We start from the raw sequence: 17,587 nt of genomic DNA, 5'->3' as shown, positions 1-17,587 counted from the left end.
GGGTACAAACTATGATGGATACCATTGGTTTTCTGGGCTGCGGCAACATGGGTGGAGCCATCGCCCGTGCCGTTTGCAAAGCTGTTGACCCTAAGAAAGTTTTTCTGGCAAACCGCACTGCGGCCAAGGCACAGGCACTGGCCAAAGAACTGGGCTGCAAAACAGCCACCAATGCCGAGGTGGCCGGTGACTGCGACCTGATTTTTCTGGCGGTAAAGCCCCAGATGATGGAAGCTCTGCTCCAGCCGCTCAAGTTCACCTTTGACGAGCGCCCCAGCCGTTTTGTGCTGTGCAGCATGGCAGCGGGCCTTTCGATTGCCCGTATTCAGGAGATGGCCGGTGAGGACTTTCCTGTGATCCGCATCATGCCCAACACCCCGGCTTCGGTGGGCGAGGGTATGATCCAGTACTGTTCCAGCAATGTCACCGCTGAGGAAGAAGAAGCCTTCCTCAGGATCATGGCTCCTGCGGGCCGTCTGGATGCCGTGCCGGAAAGTCTGATCGATGCCGCCAGCTGCGTTTCCGGCTGCGGCCCGGCATGGGTGTACCAGTTTATTGAGGCTCTGGCCGACGGCGGCGTGGCCTGCGGCCTGCCCCGCGCCAAAGCGCAGGAATATGCCGCGCAGATGGTTCTGGGCAGCGCAAAGCTGGTGCTGGAAAGCGGAAAGCATCCCGGCGAACTCAAGGATGCTGTGTGCAGCCCCGGCGGCAGCACCATTCAGGGCGTGCGCGTGCTGGAAGAGCACGGCCTGCGCGGTGCGATGATGGATGCCGTAATCGCCTCGTACAATAAGACAAAGGAAATGGGAAAGGGTTAAGGATATCATGCGCATCGTTGTAAAAGTAGGCACTTCTACTCTGGCATACGCCACCGGACGGCTGAACATCCGCCACACGGAACAGCTGGTCAAGGTGCTCAGCGACCTGAAAAACGAGGGCCATGAGGTCATTCTGGTGTCCTCCGGTGCCATTGGCATGGGCGTGGGCAAGCTCTCACTGCCAACCCGCCCAAAGGACACCACCACCAAGCAGGCCTGCGCCGCTGTGGGCCAGTGTGAGCTGATGTACACCTACGACCGACTGTTCAACGCCTACAATCACACCGTGGCGCAGATCCTGCTCACCGGCGTGGACGTGGAGCACACCGAACGCCGCGTGAACTTTCAGAACACCCTGTCCCGCCTGCTGGAGCTGGGTGCCCTGCCCATCATCAACGAAAACGACACCGTTGCCACCGATGAGATCACCTCCATTGGCGACAACGACACGCTGGCGGCCATCGTGGCCTGCTGCGCCAAGGCTGACATGCTGGTGCTGCTGAGTGACATCGACGGCCTGTACACCGCCAATCCCCACACCCACACGGATGCAAAACTCATCCCGCTGGTGGAGGAGATCACCCCCGAGGTGATGGCTCTAGCCGATGGTGCCAGTTCGGCCCTTGGCACCGGCGGCATGGCCACCAAGCTGCGCGCTGCCCGCATGGTAACGGGCAGCGGTGCCGATATGGTCATTGCCAACGGCGCACACCCGGAGCTTTTGTACGACATTGCCGCAGGCAAATCCGCAGGCACCCGCTTTGCGGCCCGCAAGGAGGACTGAACACATGACCACACAGGAAATTCTGGAAGCCGCCCGCAGCGCCAAAAGTGCCCTTGCGCTGGCCGATAACACCGCCCGCAACGCGGCCCTGCTGGGCATGGCAGATGCGCTGTGCAGCGCAGACGATCAGGCGGCCATCCTTGCCGCCAACGCTGAGGACATGGCTGCGGCCAAGGGGCACATCAGCGATGTGATGCTGGACCGTCTGGCCCTGACCGCACCGCGCATTGAAGCCATGGCGCAGGGCATCCGCGAGGTTGCCGCTCTGCCCGACCCGGTGGGCCGGGTGCTGAACCGGGTGGAGCGCCCCAACGGGCTTGTCATTGAAAAGACGGCTGTGCCCATGGGTGTGATCGCCATTATCTACGAGAGCCGCCCCAATGTGACCAGCGATGCCACTGCCCTTGCCATCAAGAGCGGCAATGCCTGTATCCTGCGCTGCGGCAAGGAGGCCTGGCGCAGTGCCAACGCTATCGTCACCGTTCTGCGGCAGGGCCTGAAAAAGGCCGGTCTGCCCGAGACAGCGGTCTGCCTGATCGAGGACACCACCCACGCTTCTGCCAATGCTCTGATGACCGCTGTAGGCTATGTGGATCTGCTGATCCCGCGCGGCGGTGCCGGGCTGATCCGTGCCTGCGTTCAGAACGCCAAGGTCCCCTGCATCCAGACCGGCACCGGCATCTGCCATGTGTACGTAGACGATACCGCCGATCTGGACAAAGCTCTGGACATCATCGAGAACGCCAAGGCCAGCCGCCCCAGCGTGTGCAACGCCGAGGAGGTGTGCCTTGTGCACTCTGCCATTGCCGGGGAGTTTCTTCCCCGTCTGGCCCAGCGGCTTGGCCCGGACCGCATTGCAAAGGGTCTGCACCCGGTGGAGCTGCGGCTGGATAAGCGCGCAGCCGCCATCATCTCCGGCACCCCTGCCGGAGAAAAGGACTTTGACACCGAATTTCTGGACTACATCCTCGCGGTCAAGGTCGTGGACAGCGTAGAGGAGGCCATCGGGCATATTGCTGAGCACTCCACCGGCCACAGCGAGGCCATCCTGACCCAGACACAGGCCCATGCCGACCTGTTCACTGCCGCAGTGGACAGCGCCGCCGTGTATGTGAACTGTTCCACCCGCTTTACGGATGGCGGTGAATTCGGCCTTGGGTGCGAAATGGGCATTTCCACCCAGAAACTCCACGCCCGCGGCCCCATGGGACTGGCCGAGCTGTGCAGCTACAAGTATATCATCCACGGCAATGGTCAGATCCGCTAAAGCCCGCTGAACCCACCTTTCCAGTGCGGAAATCGGGAGTGAGCGTTTTCTCCATAATATTCATAATTTAGAAACGAAACTGAAAAGTTTTTTCCGAAACAGGCTGGTGCGATTTGCGCCAGCCTGTATTTTTGTTTTATTCCCATGAAATGTTCTTTCAGTAAAGACAAAAGCTGAATTATGTTTTCAATCTGCCTTTCCTGTTCGCTCACTGATATGGATGATTGTATCCCAGTTTTCTGCACTTCTCACAAAGATATAGTCTTACTTTCTCCATTTTGTTTTGTAAAAAGTACAAGGCCCCCCTTGACAACCCCTATTTCGATGCGGTAAAACTATATTGGAAAACTTGATAACGATTTCACTTCATTTCACTTTCCAATGAGAAAGTTGTTCGTCACACACAACACTATACTTGGAACAAAGGAGAGAGCAATATGACGATCGCCATTCTTGCACACGATTCCCGCAAAGAGCTTGCACTGCAGTTCTGCACTGCTTACAGCGCCATTTTGTCCAAAAACACAGTCATTGCTACCGGCACCACCGGACGGATGCTGGCGCAGACTACCGGCCTGCCCGTGCACTGTTATCTCTCCGGGCGTTTGGGCGGTGTGCAGCAGATCACTTCCCGCATTGCGTGCGACGAAGTGGATCTGGTGTTGTTCTTCCGTGACCCGCTGAAAGCGGATGCCGCCAGCATCACCGAGCAGAATCTGCTCCGCCTGTGCGATATGCACAGCGTACCCATTGCCACCAACATTGCCACCGCCGAGGTCTTGCTGCGCGGTATGGATCAGGGCGACCTGGACTACCGCGAGGGGATGCATCCCGCTCTTGTGGAGCCCATGCCCACCGTGCAGCGCCACGCCGTGTGATGAATCGTGTATAGAGTATCGGGAAAGAGACAGCGCCGCAGGAAACTTCCTGCGGCGCTGTTGTTTTTTGTTTTGCTTTTATTTCAGTAAAGCCTGCAGCTTTTCCAGCCGGCGGACGGCTTCGTCCAGCACATCGGTGCCGCGGGCAAAGTGCATCCGGATCAGGTGGTTCACCGGCTCCCGGAAGAAGCTGGAGCCAGGCACAGCGGCCACGCCCACTTCCCGGATCATCCACTCACAGAACTGCAGGTCGGTCCAGCCCTTGAACTGGGGCAGCGCCAGAAAATCGGAAATATCGATCATCACAAAATAGGTGCCCTGCGGAACATTGTGCTTCAGCCCCACACGGTCCAGTCCGGCCAGAAAATGATCGCGTTTTTCGGTGTAAAGGGCCTGCAGCTCTTCGTAATAGCTGGCGGGCATCTCCAAACCGGCCACAGCGGCCTCCTGCAGGGGTGCAGCCGCACCCACAGTGAGGAAGTCGTGCACCTTGCGCGCGCCCTCAATGACCTCTGCGGGTCCGATCAGATAGCCCAGACGCCAGCCCGTGATGGAGTAAGTCTTGGAGAGCGAGTTGCAGGTGATGGTGTGCTCAAACATGCCGGGCAGGCTTGCCATGCAGATATGCTCTGCGGGCGCATAGATGATATGCTCGTACACCTCATCCGTCACCACAAAGGCATCGTACTGGATGGCCAGCTTTGCAATGGCTTCCAGCTCGTCGCGGCGGAACACCTTGCCGCAGGGATTGGAGGGGTTGCACAGGATCAGCGCCTTGGCACCCTCGGCAAAGCCCTTTTCGATCAGGCTGATGTCAAACTCATAGGTGGGCGGCACCAGCGGGATATAGATGGGTTCCGCGCCCGAAAGAATGGCATCGGCACCGTAGTTCTCGTAGAACGGTGAGAAGATCATCACCTTGTCGCCGGGGTTGCAGATGGTCATCATGGCGGCCATCATGGCCTCAGTGCCGCCGCAGGTCACGCAGATCTCGGTGTTGGGGTCTACTTCGTGGTGCAGGGCAGGGCTGGTCTTTTTTGCCAGCGCCTCGCGGAAGTTTTGCGCGCCAAAGGTCACAGCGTACTGGTGCGGGCCTTTGTAAGCTGTTTCGGCCAGAGCGTCCAGCAGCTGCTTCGGCGGGTCAAAATCCGGGAAGCCCTGCGAGAGGTTGATGGAGTCGTACTGATTGTTGATGCGGGTCATGCGGCGGATGACAGAATCCGTGAAGGTACCCACACGGTCACTTAAAACAGGCATGCGCTCTCCCCTTTTCAGCCCTTAAAATAAGCCTTCTGGATGGCCAGCAGCACGCCTGCACGGCTGGCAGCAAAGTTCAGACCGCCCTGCAGGTAGCAGGTGTACGGCTCACGCAGCGGGCCGTCGCAGGAAAGCTCGATGGTGCTGCCCTGTGTAAAGCTGCCGCTTGCCATGACCACCTCATCGGTATAGCCCGGCTCCGGAGAAGGTTCCGGGGCGGCATAGCTGTCCACGGGACTTGCAGCCTGAATACCCTGACAGAAGCCGATGAGCGCATCCGCAGTGCCTGCATCGAAGCAGGTGACGATGTCGTTGTGGTCGTCGCAGTAGCGCGGCACTGGATTCTTGCCCAGCAGCTCCAGCATACACTGGGCGTAAATGGCGGTCTTGATGGCCTCGCACACCACGCCGGGCGCATAGTAGAAGCCCAGATACATATCACGGGGCGTTTCCAGCGTGCAGCCCAGATCCTTGCCGAGACCGGGCGCATTCAGGCGGTAAGCGCACAGCTCCACAAGGTCTTTGCGGCCCGCAATGTAGCCGCCGGTGGGAGCGATGCCGCCGCCGGGGTTCTTGATCAGGCTGCCCACCACAAGGTCTGCGCCCATCTGACAGGGTTCCTGCGTCTGGGTGAACTCGCCGTAGCAGTTATCCACAAAAATAATGATGTCCGGGTTTGCGGCGCGGGCGGTATCCGCAATTTTTCGGATCGTTTCCAGATCAAAGGCATTGCGCTGCAGATAGCCGCGGCTGCGCTGGATGTGGCACACCTTTGCACCGGGGGCCTTTTGGGCGATCAGGTCATAATCCGGGGTGAAGTCGGCTTTCAGCGGAGCTTCATCGTACCGGATGCCGTAATCCATCAGGGTGCCGGTGCCCCTGCCCTTGCCGTCCAGACCGATCACACCTTCCAGCGTATCGTAGGGACGGCCGGTGGCAGCCAGCAGGGTGTCCCCTGCCCGCAGCAGGCCGAACAGCGCCACAGCCAGCGTGTGGGTGCCGCTCTGGAACTGGCTGCGCACGAGGGCATCCTCTGCGCCCATCACCTCGGCAAAGATCTGCTCCAGCTTTGCGCGGCCGGTATCCCACAGGCCGTAGCCGGTGGTGCCCAGCATATCGGTGGAGGACATCTGGGTATCCGCAAAGGCTTTCAGCATTTTGAGCTGGTTAAAATCGCGGATCTCCTCCATATGGCGGAAGTAGGGCTGGCACAGCTCCATAGCCTTTTCGTCCAGCGCCAGAACTTCGGGTTTGTAATTGAAAAAGTGGTTCAGCATTGACATTATAACGGTTCCTTAATTTTATAGATTTTATAGAGCGCAGGCTTTCTGTCGGAATGACTCCTTCAGCCGCACTTCGTGCGCCAGCTCCCTCAGGGAGGGAGCTCCTGACGAAACCAGAACGTTTCACTTATGCAGAAAGCTTTTCCGTCCTGCCAAAGGCTCCCTCATTGAGGGAGCTGGCAAAACCGTCAGGTTTTGACTGAAGGAGTTTGTTCATATCTTGCATATTCCCCCAGCTTTTCAAAGCCAAGCCGGGTATAAAAGTGCACCCGCTCCGGGCTGCAGAGAAACACCGGGTGCTCCCCCTTGGCGGCAAGCTCGTTCGCCATCTGCACAATGAGCCGCCCGCCGATGCCCTTGCCCCGCAAAGGCTGGGCTGTCTGCCCGCAGGCCATGTAGGCCTGCCTGTTCGCAAGGGCATAGGCCCCTACCGTGCAGATTGTTTCACTCCCCTGCTGCAGCGCCCACACAAGGGCTTTGCCGCGGGTGCGCTTTGTGCAAAGCTCGGAGTAAAAGTCCTCCTGCTTTGCCGTATCCGCCGGGTAGAGCGCCCGTGCCACATCCATGGCAGAGGGTTCTCTGTCAAGGGTCAGTCCGGCCCAGAGCGTCTCGTCTGCAGCGGGCAGCGGCAGAGCCTTGCCGGGTGCAAAGCCGAATACGGTCAGCGTTTCAGCTTTGCACCACCCGGCAGGCGGTGGGCATTCGTTTTCGTCTAAAATGATGCTCTCACACCCGCAGAAAGCCAGAAAGCTGGCCAGCTCTTCCGGGTTTGCGTGCCCTGCTGCCCATGCGGTGCTGCCGCTGAGTTCCAGCGCCAGTGTAGGTCCTGCGTAGAATCGCCACGGCTGGCTTTTGCTAAAAAGGGCAAGATCCAGCGGCAGGGTCGCCCTCAGCACCCATTTCCCCCGGCAGGCATTTAAAAAGCGGGCGCGGTGGGCTTTTGTGCTGACCTGCGCGATCACTTCAGCTCGTTGACGATCTTCTTGAACTCGCGGCCGCGCACCTCAAAGTTGGGGTACAGGTCAAACGATGCGCTGGCCGGGGACAGGATGATGATGTCACCGGGCTTTGCGCAGGCACGGGCCAGCTCCACAGCGTGCTGCATGTTGTCGGCGTGCTGGATGGGCAGCTCTGCTTCGTTGAAGTTCGGGTCCTCGCGCACAGCCTTTTCGATGCGGGGGCCGGTGGCACCCATCAGCACAAGGTTCTTCACGTGGGCCACCACTTCCGGTGCCAGCGGCTCATAGGGAATGTGCTTGTCGTAGCCGCCAGCGATCAGAATGACCTTCTGGTTAAAGCTGCGCAGACCGGCAATGGTGCGCGTCGGGCTGGTGCCGATGGAGTCGTTGTAGTACAGCACGCCGTCCAGCGTGCGCACCGGCTCAATGCGGTGCTCCACACCGGTAAAGGTGCTGCCCACCTTCTGGATGGCTTCCACGGGCACCTCGCCCCACACGGCAGCGGCAGCAGCCAGCAGGTTTTCAATGTTGTGCAGGCCGCGCAGCTTCACGTCCTTCTGGGCCAGGAAGGGGGTCACAACGCCATCCTCGGCCATGCAGAGCATGTTGTCCTCCTTGCGCAGGAAGGCACCGTTGTCGGTATCGTGCAGGCGGGTGAACCACACCTGCTTGCCCTTGCAGTCGGACTGCATGGAACGGCTGATCTCATTCTCATAGCCCAGCACAGCGCGGCAGGGCTGCTTCTGGTACAGCAGGATGTTGCGCTTGGCATCAATGTACTCCTGCATGTCCTTGTGGTGGTCCAGATGGTTGGGGGTGACATTGGTCACCACGGCAATGTTGGGGCTGGAATGCATGCTGATGAGCTGGAAGCTGGAAAGCTCCACCACAGCCACATCCTCGGGAGCCACCTCGGGCAGCATGGGCAGCAGAGCTGCGCCGATGTTGCCGCCCAGATGCACCTTGCGGCCTGCGGCCTCGTAGAACTTGGAGATCAGGGTGGTGGTGGTGGTCTTGCCGTCGGAGCCGGTCACGGCTACGATCTCGCAGGGGCAGAAGTCGAAGAACAGCTCCACCTCACTGGTGACCATGGTGCCTGCGGCCATGGCATCCTGCAGGGGCTTTTCAAAGTAGCCCACAAAGCCCGGGGTGCGCATGATGATATCCTGACCCTTGAAGCCATCCAGATAGTTTTCGCCCAGACTCAGGTCGATGCCCAGCTCCTTGATGGTTGCAGCGTAATCGCCAAAGTCCTCCACGCTCTTTTTCTGGTCGCACAGGGTCACATGGGCACCCATCTCCACAAACTCCTTGATCAGGGTCTTGTGGCTGACACCGGCACCAATAAAGGCCACTTTTTTGCCTTTGATGAGTTCAATCAGTTTCTGCTGATCCTTCTGCATAAAAACAGTTCCTCCTCCATAATATCGTATTCAGAACGCACCTCAAAATAGGTGCAGAGATGTTTCGCTGTACCATTATAGTCCATTTAGCCGCAATTGGCAACGGAAAAACGCCCTTTTTGCCCCAAAAAGTAAGGTAAATTCACAATTCTGCAATTGTATTTTGCCGCTGTTTCTGCTACACTTGTCGAAGCAGAGTGTTTTTTGTATACAAGAAGCCTTTTTTCGCAAATACCATAGAATGAGGTCATCCCCTTGAAACAGTTCTTCCGTATTACCGCAGCAGTGCTTGCTGCTGCGTTCCTGCTTGCGCTCACCGGCTGCGGCAGCAGTTCCAGTGCGCCAAGCTTTACATGGTTCGTGGATACCATTCCCGCAAACCTCGACCCGCAGGTGGCTTCTGCTGCCCCGGACGTGATCGCCTGCGAGAACCTTTACAGCGGGCTTGTCCGCAAAAAAGCGGATGGCGAGATCGTGCCCGATCTGTCCGAGAGCTGGACGATCTCCTCCGATGGCAAGACCTACACCTTCCAGATCAAGGACGGCCTGACCTACAAGGCCGTCAAAGGCGCTTCCACGGATCACACCATCACTGCCGAGGACTTTGTGTTTGCATTCCGGCGCATATTCCAGCCGCAGACAAATTCCCCTTATGCCGTGGAGTTTGCCGCCCTTGAGAACAGTGCTGCCGTGCTGGCTGGCACAGCCGATGCCAGCACGCTGGGCGTTTCGGCCGCCGGCCCGCTGACGCTGGTGTTCCGCCTGAGTGAAAAGGACGACAACTTCCTTGCCAAGCTCACCCTGCCCGGTGCCATGCCCTGCGATGAAGCATTTTTTGAGAGCACCCGCGGCACCTACGGCCTGACCGCCAAGACCACCCTTTCCAGCGGCAGCTTCTATCTTTACAACTGGACGGCCAGCGGCCTGTTCCTGCACCGGGATGTCTCCTCCCCCATGATCGGCAGCCTGCGTCTGGTGCAGAACACCGGCAGCACCGGCAAGAGCGCCGCCCAGCTCATTGCAGACGAAAAATGCTCCGCCGCGCTGGACGACACCGGCGAGGATACCTCGCTGCAGTCGGTGGATTACTCCGACACCACCTGGGCACTGCTGTTCAACAGCGCCGAAGATTCTGTGTTTGCCGATCAGGAACTGCGGCAGGCGCTTGCCGGCATCGCCCGGGAGAATGTGGATGTGCCCTCTTCCGGTCTGTACACCGCTGCCGAGGGTCTTGTGCCCACCGGCCTTTCCGTGGACGGCATCGATTACCGCAAGTCTGCCAGGAACCCGCTGCCCACCATCACCGACCCCCGTACATTGTACCTGAATGCACGGCAGGGCATGGCCAGCTCGGATTTTTCCGGCGTGACCATCCTGCTGCCGAAGGAAGCCGGCCTGACCGAACTGGCCGAGCAGATCAACGGCGCATGGCAGAAGGATTGTTCCCTTTTCTTCTCGGTGGAAGAGGTTCCGCAGGAGGAGTTCGACAAACGCCTTGCAGCGGGCAGCTACACCATTGCGCTGGCTCCCATCCGCGCCGAAGGCGGCAGCGTATACCAGATGCTGCAGCAGTTCACGGCCGAGGGCGGCGGCCTGACCGGCTGGTCCGACCCCATCTACTCTCAGCGTCTGGCCGAGAGTGCCCAGCAGACCGGCAGCGCCCGCTGTGCCCTGCTGGCCGATTGTGAGCGCCAGCTGCTGGAAGGCTGCGCCGTGGTGCCGCTGCTGGGCCAGAACAGGCGTCTGCTGGTGGCGGACGGCATCACCGGCCTTGTGTTCGACCCCTTCACGCCGGTGCTGGACCTGACCGATGCCCAGAAAAACTGACATTCTCCGGCCCTTGACAATCCCGTCCCTCTTTGCTACAATAAATGAGCAACTTGCAGGGTTAGCTCATCCGGTAGAGCGGCTGCTTCCCAAGCAGCAGGCGGCGGGTTCGGGTCCCGTACCCTGCTCCAAAAACAAACGGCAAACCGTGGAATATCGGTTTGCCGTTTTTGCTTACAGCCGCCCCCTGCAAAATACGAAAGGACTCTGCCATGATCTTTGTTCCCCTGCTGCATTACTTCAAATGCAAAAATTCCTACAGCGGCAACGAATACGGCCTGCGATACCGGATGATCCCCGGCAAGCGCACCGTGCCGGACCCGGACGGCGGCGAGGGTGCCGTAAAGGAGGAAAGCATCCTCACCGTGGACTACTGGCCGGACCCCTGGACCATTGAAAAGACCGACCCTGCCCTGCGGGTGCAGAAGGTGTTTCCGCTCACCGACGAGGGCCGGGAGGCCACAGCCGCTTTTTTGCAGGACGCGTTCAATGCCGATCCTGACCGCTGGAAAAACTGTCCCAGCATGATGGACAGCGACCCGTGGGAGCCGCCTGCCGCCGAAGCCGAGCCGGACAAGCCGAAGGAATAAAACATGATCTATCGTTTAAAAGAACTCAAGGGCGATACCATTGCAGTGCCGCAGCTGGTGTTTTCCAAACTGGGCATCGCCGAAGAATACAATGTGCGCGTGGCTCTGTATGTGCTGGCGACCGGCATCACCGACCCGGACAAGATCTGTGCCGACCTCAAGCTGCGCAGCCGCATCAGCGCCGAGAGCGCCCTCTCCTTCTGGGCAGGCGCTGGCCTGCTGGAGCGGTACGAAGAGAACGCCGCACCGGGCGAGGAACCCAGCGCCCCCGCACCCATGACCTGGGCCGAGATCGCTGCGGCCAGCCGCACCGACCCCATGATCTCCAGCCTGATCGACTGCGCACAGACCGGCTTTGCCCGTCCGCTGACCCACAGGGAGATGGAAAAGCTGGTCAACCTTTATATGCAGGAGGGCTTTGCGCCGGAGACCGTGATGCTGTGCACCGCCTACGTTGCCAGCACCGGCCGCAGCACCATGGCCGCCGTAGCGCATGAGCTGAAGGTGTGGCGCACCGAGGGCGTGGAGACCGGTGAGCAGGCCGATGCCCACCTCAAACTGCTGGCACTGCGCCAGAGCCGCGAGCAGTATGTCAGCGGCCTTCTGAACATCCCGGAAAGCGAGCTGACCCTTGGCGGGCGCAAGGCCATTGCACGCTGGTACGAGGTTTACGGCTACGACGATGCCATGGTGCAGGAAGCTGCCGTGCAGGCCGGGGCCAAGCGCGACCTGTGGTACTGGAACAGTATCCTCAAAACATGGAACGCCAAGGGCCTGCGCACCGTGCACGATGTGCGCAGCCCGGTGGCCATTGCGGGTGCCAGCCGGAACCTCCGGGTAGACCGCGAAGCCCCCAGCGGCAACGATTTCCTCAAGAACGCTGCCCGCCGCCGTCCGTTGAAAAAGAAGCCGGAATAAGGAGGAGCCATGCGTACCAAAAACGAACTGTATCAGGAAGCCATGCGCACCGTGGCCGCCCGGCGGCAGATGGCCAGAGCCAGAGCCGAGGATGCCCGCGCCGAAGCCGAAGCCGCCATTCCCGCCCTGCGCCATGCAGAAGAAGAGGTGCGGGTGCGGGGCATCCGCTGCGCACTGGCCGGTGCTGCGGGCAAGGACCGCACCGAAGCTGCCGCCGCCCTTGCCGATGCAAAGCAGAAGCTGACCACCCTGCTGGCACAAAGCGGACGGCCCGCTGATGCACTGGAGCCGCGCTTTGTCTGCCCCAAATGTCAGGACACCGGCAGCGTGAATGGCCGCACCTGTGAGTGCGTGCACAAGGTGATGCAGCAGCTGCGCCGCAAGGAGATCGAGGCGCTGTCCAGCCTGTCCATTGCAAGCTTTGACACCATGGAGCTGCGCTATTACCCGAACCGTGCCGATGAAAAGGTGGGCGGTTCCATCCGCCCTTACATGGCCGATTTGCTGGCAGATCTGCGCAGCTACGCGGAAGAGTTTGACCACCACAGCGAGAGCCTGATGCTGTTTGGCAATGCGGGCCTTGGCAAGACCCACGCGGCCCTTGCCATTGCGGGCATCGTGCTGGAAAAGGGCTACGATGTGATCTATGTTTCCAGCCCGGACTTTTTCTCCAAGCTGGAAGGGCTGCACTTTGGTGCAGACCCGGCAGGCGAGGAGGAAACGCTGATGCAGACCGCTGCCGGGGCCGATTTGCTCATTCTGGATGATCTTGGCTCGGAGTTCAACTCCGCCTTCCTCATCAGCAGCCTGTACAGTCTGCTCAACAACCGGCTGGGTGCAAAGCTGCCCACCATCGTCACCACCAACATCACTGACGGTGCTCTGCTGGAAAAGCTGTATACCGAAAAAATTTCCAGCCGCCTTTCTGCCTTTGTCCCCTGCCTTTTTGCAGGTGATGACATCCGCACACAGAAAGCAGCTGAATAAAACAAACGGCAATGCAAATGCATTGCCGTTTGTTTTATTTAAAACTCTAATACAGGACTCATTTCGTTGCGGCGCTGTGCCTGCACGATGCAGTCCTTCTCCGGCACAACGCCCGCCGCGCCCAGCGTGTTGAACACGGTCTGCAGGGCAAGCGCAGGCGTGTTGTTCTCCTGCGAAAGATGGCACAGCGCAAACTTTTTGCACCCTTCCTGAATGAGTTCCAGCAGCTTTGCCGAGCACTCGTCGTTGGAAAGGTGGCCCCGGGTGCTTTCAATGCGTGCCCGTAAGTAATAGGGGTACGGCCCGCTGCGCAGCATGTGCAGGTCGTAGTTGCTCTCCAGTGCCACAAGGTCGCAGCCGGAAAGCGCCTCGTGCACCGGCGGCGTGAGCACGCCAAGGTCGGTTGCAATGGTCATGGTCTTGCCGTCCGGGGTGTGGATGCGGTAGCCCACACAGGGCACATCGTGGCTGGTGGGAAAGCTCTGCACGCCAAACGCGCCCACGTCCTCTTCCCTGCCTTCCAGCTCGTGCAGCTCACAGCTGGCCGGTACAATGCCGTTGCTGTCCAGAAAATCCAGCGTTGCCGCTGCACCGTACACCGGCAGCGTGTTCTTTTTGAGGAAGGTGGAAAGCCCCTTCACATGGTCGCTGTGCTCGTGGGTGACAAGGATGCCGTCGCAGTCACTGACGGCAAGGCCCAGCGCCTTGAGCGCCGCCGAGGTAGTGCGCACGCCCTTGCCCATATCCACAATGAGATACCGCTGCCCGCAGCGCACCACACTGCTGTTGCCGGAGGAACCCGAATATAACGAGATGAATTCTGCCATGAAAAACCTCTGATACACTCAAAAACAGCCCGCCGCATATGCAGCAGGCTGTTTGCTTTTTATAAGTTACAGTGCCTGATCCAGTGCAGCGGGCATACGCTCCACCTTGCTGATGTCTGCACCCAGACCGCGCAGCTTTTCCACGATATTCTCGTAGCCGCGCTCGATGTGGCCGATTTCCTCGATCTCACTGGTGCCGTCTGCCATCAGCGCAGCCACCACCATGGCAGCGCCTGCACGCAGATCCAGTGCGCGCAGCGGTGCAGGGGTGAGCTTATCCACGCCCTCAAACACAGCCACCTGACCGTCCACCTGCACGTTGGCACCCATCTTGCGCAGCTCGTCCACATAGCGGAAGCGGTTGTCCCACACGCTCTCGGTCACGGTGCTGGTGCCCTTGGCCACGCTCAGCAGCACGCCCATCAAGGGCTGCATGTCGGTGGGAAAGCCGGGATGCGGCATAGTGTTGATCTTCAGCGGCAGAATATCACCGGTGCGGCGCACACGCACAGCATCGTCAAATTCTTCCACCTCCACGCCTGCACGGCGCAGCTTTTCGGTAATGGGTTCCAGATGCTTGGGGGTGACGTTCTTCACCAGAACATCGCCGCCGGTGGCAGCAGCAGCCACCATGTAGCTGCCAGCCTCGATCTGATCCGGGATGATGCTGTAGGTGCAGCCGTGCATCTTTTCCACGCCGCGCACCTTGATCACATCGGTGCCTGCGCCGCGGATGTTCGCACCGCACATATTCAGGAAGTTTGCCAGATCCACCACATGGGGTTCCTTGGCACAGTTTTCCAGAATGGTCTGGCCCTTGGCCATTACAGCGGAGAGCATACCGTTCATGGTAGCGCCCACGCTGACCTTATCAAAGAAGATGTGTGCACCGTTCATCTCCTTGGCGCGCACGCTGATCATGCCGTAGTCCACGCTGTCCTCTGCGCCCAGAGCACTGAACACCTTCAGGTGCTGGTCAATGGGGCGGGGGCCGAGGTTGCAGCCGCCGGGCATGGCCACCTGAGCCTTGCCAAAACGGGACAGCAGTGCGCCCAGAAAGTAGTAGCTGGCGCGCATCTGGCGGGACAGGTCGTCCGGGACGTTGGTGCCGGTCAGATGGGTGGTGTCGATCTCGTAGGTGTTGCGGTTGATCATTTTGATCTGTGCGCCCAGAACGCTGAGGATCTTCAGGCTCACCGCCACATCACTGATATCCGGCAGATTCTCGATCACACAGACATCCGCTGCCAGAATGGTTGCAGGCAGGACGCCCACCGCCGCATTTTTGGCACCCGAAATGGTAACTTCGCCGTGCAGGGGCTTGCCGCCCGTAATAACAAATTTCTCCAATTTTATGATCTCCTTGTCGGAGGCCCGCAGCCGCAGGCCTGTTAAGGTTCCTGAAAGCATTTTCCATAAAAGCTGCCTGATGTGCATGGGCCATAAGGCCGTACACGTACAGCTATCTTATTATACACAACTTTCACAAAAAAGCAAAGCCCCGCTTGATGTTGTTTTATTATTTTCTGTTTTGCCCATTTTCGCGCAGGATATTCCAAAATTTTGATTTCTTTTTCAGGTATTTTACAAAAACCAGATACATTGCTGTTGCGCTTTCTTTACCAGATGTGGTCTTCGCACCGAGTCTCAGTGATCCAGCCCAGCTGATAGGCAGCCACCAGCTGCTTGAGGTCGTGCACACGCTCCCGCAGCACCTCGCCCTCGTCGGTATCCTCCACGAGAATGCGATGATTTTCGGTCTCCAGAATGTTTTTCTGGGAAATGATATCCAGATTATCCTTCACCGCTTTCTCAGCACTTTCAAAGGGCTGATGGGTGCGCAGGGACATGGTGCGGCTGGAATACACCAGCGTGTAGCCCGCAATGCCGGTCTTTTCGTGGTAGGCACGGCAGAAACCGCCGTCGATCACCACCAGCCGTCCGCCGCCTTTGATGGGGCTTTCGCCGTTCTTTTCCCGCACCGGCACGTGGCCGTTGACGATGTGGCTGGCACCGGGCAGGCCAAACTCGGCCAGAATGCGGCGGCAGACGGCCTCATCGTTATACCATGTATAATAGGGGTCCTTCACCTCGGTGTGGGTGGAAGCGTCCTCTACATAGAGCCGCTCAAAGGTGGTCATGGCACTGCGGCCAAACAGCGGCGAAAGCTTGCCGCACCACAGATACCACAAAAAATCCTGTCCACTCTGGCGGGCAGCGCTGCCTTCCGGTGCATAGTAGCCCCGGCGGGCGCGGGCATCACAGTAGTCCATCAGTGCGCGGCCGGAGTAGTAGCGGCCCTCAAAGCGCTCCATGGCAAAGGTGCCGCGGCTGGTCATGGGCACAGCGCCATGGTAGAGCAGGTTGCCGTTCTCAATGTGGTACACGCTGCCCTTTGCATAGAGAAATTCCACATGCTGCTGCAGTTTTTCGCTCTGGCGGAAGGACTGCACCAGCTTGCGCAGCACCAGCTGTTCATCCGGGTGCAGTGCGGCCGGGTCGGCGGGGTCCACCGTGGGGAACGAGGTATCCCGCAGCGGATACTCCTTTTCGCCGATCTTTACCGTGTGCTTTTCCCAGTCGATGCGGCGCAGATAATCTCGCTCCTGCATCTGGAAGTCCGGGTTGCGGTCGATGACATGGCACTCCAGCTTGAACATCAGAATGCTGATGGCCTTGTGCATCACGGCACAGCGGTGCAGCATTCCCCTGGTGTAGGGGCCGCGGGCTGCATCGGTATGAGGCATCCAGATGGAAAGATCATCATTGCCGTAGAACTGCTCGGCCATGCGCTGCAGATGGCGCAGGTTGATGCCGTAACAGTCCTCCAGCATTCCGTGGTTATGATAAGCCAGCGTGGTCTTGAGCACCGTGCAGATGCAGATGGGGCTGCCCGCAGCGGCACCCATCCATACTACATCGTGGTTGCCCCACTGGATATCCACATTGTGGTGGCGCATGAGCAGATCGAGGATGATATCCGGGCGTGGGCCGCGGTCGAACAGGTCGCCCACGATGTGCAGCTTGTCCACTGCCAGATGCTTGATCAGCTCGCACAGCCGCACGATAAAGTGGTCGGCGCGGCCATTTTCAATGATGCTGCCCACGATCTGGCCGTAGTACAGATCCTTGTCGTGGTCCTCAAAATGGGCGTGGAGCAGCTCGTCCAGAATGTAGCCGCAGCTGGCAGGCAGGCATCTGCGCACATGGTCGCGGGTATGCTTGGAGGACACCAGACGGCAGATATCAATGAGCCTCAGCAGCGTTTCGGTGTACCACTGATCCAGCGCTTCCTCGCTGGTACAGCGTGCCTTGAGCTGGGGCAGCTTTTCGTTGGGGTAATAGATCAGCGTTGCCAGCTCGGCGCGGGTATGCTTCGGCACGGTATCGCCCAGCACCTGATCCACTTTTTCGCGAATGACACCGGAAGCGGAATTCAGAATATGCACAAAAGCTTCATTCTCGCCGTGCAGGTCGCTCATGAAGTGCTCGGTACCCTTGGGCAGCTTGAGCAGTGCCTGCGTGCTGATGATCTCGCTGGCTGCCGCCGCCTGCGAAGGATAATCCCGCGAGAGCAGGGTCAGGTACTTGAGATTATCGCGGATCTCATCGGTTTCGGTGCGCATGGTCTCCTCCATCACAACGTTCTCTCCGCCGCAGTCCGCCACACGGACCTTGCAAAGATGTTGCTTTCCATATGTATTATTTTTTCCTTATCTTATAGTATAGCACGTCCGGGGCGAAAAGTGGTATACTGGGGCTGACAAACTTTCAGCAAAGGACTTTGGA

General features: G+C 59.1%; 15 protein-coding genes and 1 tRNA gene. 9 read left to right on the top strand and 7 right to left on the bottom strand.

Annotated elements, in window-relative coordinates; all coding sequences use genetic code 11:
* Positions 1-11 precede the first annotated feature (11 nt).
* The 4 genes from proC (at position 12) to DWY76_RS05260 (ending at position 3,747) form a co-directional block, all read left to right on the top strand.
* The gene (proC, locus tag DWY76_RS05275) at positions 12-818 is read left to right on the top strand and encodes a pyrroline-5-carboxylate reductase (protein WP_120080228.1); all 807 of its coding nucleotides are present in this window, start codon (positions 12-14) and stop codon (positions 816-818) included.
* A 7-nt stretch (positions 819-825) separates the two neighbouring features.
* Complete coding sequence (gene proB / locus DWY76_RS05270; protein ID WP_120080226.1) at positions 826-1,602, top strand: glutamate 5-kinase; 777 nt, start codon at positions 826-828, stop codon at positions 1,600-1,602.
* Positions 1,603-1,606: 4 nt separating this feature from the next.
* Positions 1,607-2,869, top strand: a complete 1,263-nt coding sequence (locus DWY76_RS05265) for a glutamate-5-semialdehyde dehydrogenase (RefSeq protein ID WP_120080224.1) — start codon at positions 1,607-1,609, stop codon at positions 2,867-2,869.
* Positions 2,870-3,306: 437 nt separating this feature from the next.
* Positions 3,307-3,747: a methylglyoxal synthase gene (locus tag DWY76_RS05260; protein WP_005945815.1), complete on the top strand. Its 441-nt coding sequence runs from the start codon at positions 3,307-3,309 to the stop codon at positions 3,745-3,747.
* A 78-nt stretch (positions 3,748-3,825) separates the two neighbouring features.
* Here DWY76_RS05260 and DWY76_RS05255 read toward each other — a convergent pair whose 3' ends face one another.
* The 4 genes from DWY76_RS05255 to murD all read right to left on the bottom strand — a co-directional run bounded on the left by DWY76_RS05255 (position 3,826) and on the right by murD (position 8,649).
* Positions 3,826-5,004, bottom strand: coding sequence for a pyridoxal phosphate-dependent aminotransferase (locus DWY76_RS05255; protein ID WP_097781690.1), 1,179 nt, complete (start codon positions 5,002-5,004; stop codon positions 3,826-3,828).
* A 14-nt stretch (positions 5,005-5,018) separates the two neighbouring features.
* A complete protein-coding gene (locus DWY76_RS05250) occupies positions 5,019-6,281 on the bottom strand; it encodes a methionine gamma-lyase family protein (RefSeq protein WP_097775352.1) in 1,263 nt (420 codons plus the stop codon).
* Between the two features lie 194 nt (positions 6,282-6,475).
* Entirely contained in the window at positions 6,476-7,249 is a 774-nt protein-coding gene (locus tag DWY76_RS05245; RefSeq protein WP_120080222.1) for a GNAT family N-acetyltransferase, read from the bottom strand.
* Complete coding sequence (gene murD / locus DWY76_RS05240) at positions 7,246-8,649, bottom strand: UDP-N-acetylmuramoyl-L-alanine--D-glutamate ligase (RefSeq protein WP_120080220.1); 1,404 nt, start codon at positions 8,647-8,649, stop codon at positions 7,246-7,248. The genes DWY76_RS05245 and murD overlap by 4 nt, the downstream gene beginning before the upstream one ends.
* Before the next feature lie 255 nt (positions 8,650-8,904).
* Between murD and DWY76_RS05235 the strand changes: the two genes are divergently transcribed.
* From DWY76_RS05235 to DWY76_RS05215, 5 genes are all read left to right on the top strand, one after another.
* Positions 8,905-10,476 (top strand): peptide ABC transporter substrate-binding protein, encoded by a 1,572-nt coding sequence (locus DWY76_RS05235; RefSeq protein ID WP_120080218.1) that lies wholly within the window; start codon positions 8,905-8,907, stop codon positions 10,474-10,476.
* Positions 10,477-10,531: 55 nt separating this feature from the next.
* Positions 10,532-10,607, top strand: a tRNA-Gly gene (locus tag DWY76_RS05230).
* Positions 10,608-10,688: 81 nt separating this feature from the next.
* Positions 10,689-11,066: a hypothetical protein gene (locus DWY76_RS05225; protein ID WP_118526057.1), complete on the top strand. Its 378-nt coding sequence runs from the start codon at positions 10,689-10,691 to the stop codon at positions 11,064-11,066.
* A gap of 3 nt (positions 11,067-11,069) precedes the next feature.
* Positions 11,070-11,984: a DnaD domain protein gene (locus tag DWY76_RS05220; protein WP_097781686.1), complete on the top strand. Its 915-nt coding sequence runs from the start codon at positions 11,070-11,072 to the stop codon at positions 11,982-11,984.
* 9 nt (positions 11,985-11,993) lie between these two features.
* On the top strand, positions 11,994-12,971 hold the full coding sequence (locus DWY76_RS05215; RefSeq protein WP_120080216.1) for an ATP-binding protein: 978 nt from the start codon (positions 11,994-11,996) through the stop codon (positions 12,969-12,971).
* 38 nt (positions 12,972-13,009) lie between these two features.
* Here DWY76_RS05215 and DWY76_RS05210 read toward each other — a convergent pair whose 3' ends face one another.
* The 3 genes from DWY76_RS05210 to DWY76_RS05200 all read right to left on the bottom strand — a co-directional run bounded on the left by DWY76_RS05210 (position 13,010) and on the right by DWY76_RS05200 (position 17,436).
* A complete protein-coding gene (locus DWY76_RS05210) occupies positions 13,010-13,798 on the bottom strand; it encodes an MBL fold metallo-hydrolase (RefSeq protein WP_005945796.1) in 789 nt (262 codons plus the stop codon).
* A 66-nt stretch (positions 13,799-13,864) separates the two neighbouring features.
* Positions 13,865-15,148 (bottom strand): UDP-N-acetylglucosamine 1-carboxyvinyltransferase, encoded by a 1,284-nt coding sequence (locus DWY76_RS05205; RefSeq protein ID WP_242702968.1) that lies wholly within the window; start codon positions 15,146-15,148, stop codon positions 13,865-13,867.
* Positions 15,149-15,417: 269 nt separating this feature from the next.
* Positions 15,418-17,436: a fructose-1,6-bisphosphatase gene (locus DWY76_RS05200; protein ID WP_120080214.1), complete on the bottom strand. Its 2,019-nt coding sequence runs from the start codon at positions 17,434-17,436 to the stop codon at positions 15,418-15,420.
* Positions 17,437-17,587 lie beyond the last annotated feature (151 nt).

This window comes from Faecalibacterium sp. AF27-11BH, assembly GCF_003603005.1.
GTDB classification, from domain to species: Bacteria; Bacillota; Clostridia; order Oscillospirales; family Ruminococcaceae; genus Faecalibacterium; species Faecalibacterium taiwanense.
The sequence above is the reverse complement of the archived record's forward strand: the minus strand, read 5'-3'. Positions and strand labels throughout refer to the sequence as shown.

Coding starts and splice junctions, on each gene's coding strand:
- proC (WP_120080228.1), top strand. CDS start 12: ATGATGGATACCATTGGTTTTCTGGGCTGCGGCAACATGGGTGGAGCC.
- proB (WP_120080226.1), top strand. CDS start 826: ATGCGCATCGTTGTAAAAGTAGGCACTTCTACTCTGGCATACGCCACC.
- DWY76_RS05265 (WP_120080224.1), top strand. CDS start 1,607: ATGACCACACAGGAAATTCTGGAAGCCGCCCGCAGCGCCAAAAGTGCC.
- DWY76_RS05260 (WP_005945815.1), top strand. CDS start 3,307: ATGACGATCGCCATTCTTGCACACGATTCCCGCAAAGAGCTTGCACTG.
- DWY76_RS05255 (WP_097781690.1), bottom strand. CDS start 5,004: ATGCCTGTTTTAAGTGACCGTGTGGGTACCTTCACGGATTCTGTCATC.
- DWY76_RS05250 (WP_097775352.1), bottom strand. CDS start 6,281: ATGCTGAACCACTTTTTCAATTACAAACCCGAAGTTCTGGCGCTGGAC.
- murD (WP_120080220.1), bottom strand. CDS start 8,649: ATGCAGAAGGATCAGCAGAAACTGATTGAACTCATCAAAGGCAAAAAA.
- DWY76_RS05225 (WP_118526057.1), top strand. CDS start 10,689: ATGATCTTTGTTCCCCTGCTGCATTACTTCAAATGCAAAAATTCCTAC.
- DWY76_RS05220 (WP_097781686.1), top strand. CDS start 11,070: ATGATCTATCGTTTAAAAGAACTCAAGGGCGATACCATTGCAGTGCCG.
- DWY76_RS05215 (WP_120080216.1), top strand. CDS start 11,994: ATGCGTACCAAAAACGAACTGTATCAGGAAGCCATGCGCACCGTGGCC.
- DWY76_RS05210 (WP_005945796.1), bottom strand. CDS start 13,798: ATGGCAGAATTCATCTCGTTATATTCGGGTTCCTCCGGCAACAGCAGT.
- DWY76_RS05200 (WP_120080214.1), bottom strand. CDS start 17,436: ATGGAGGAGACCATGCGCACCGAAACCGATGAGATCCGCGATAATCTC.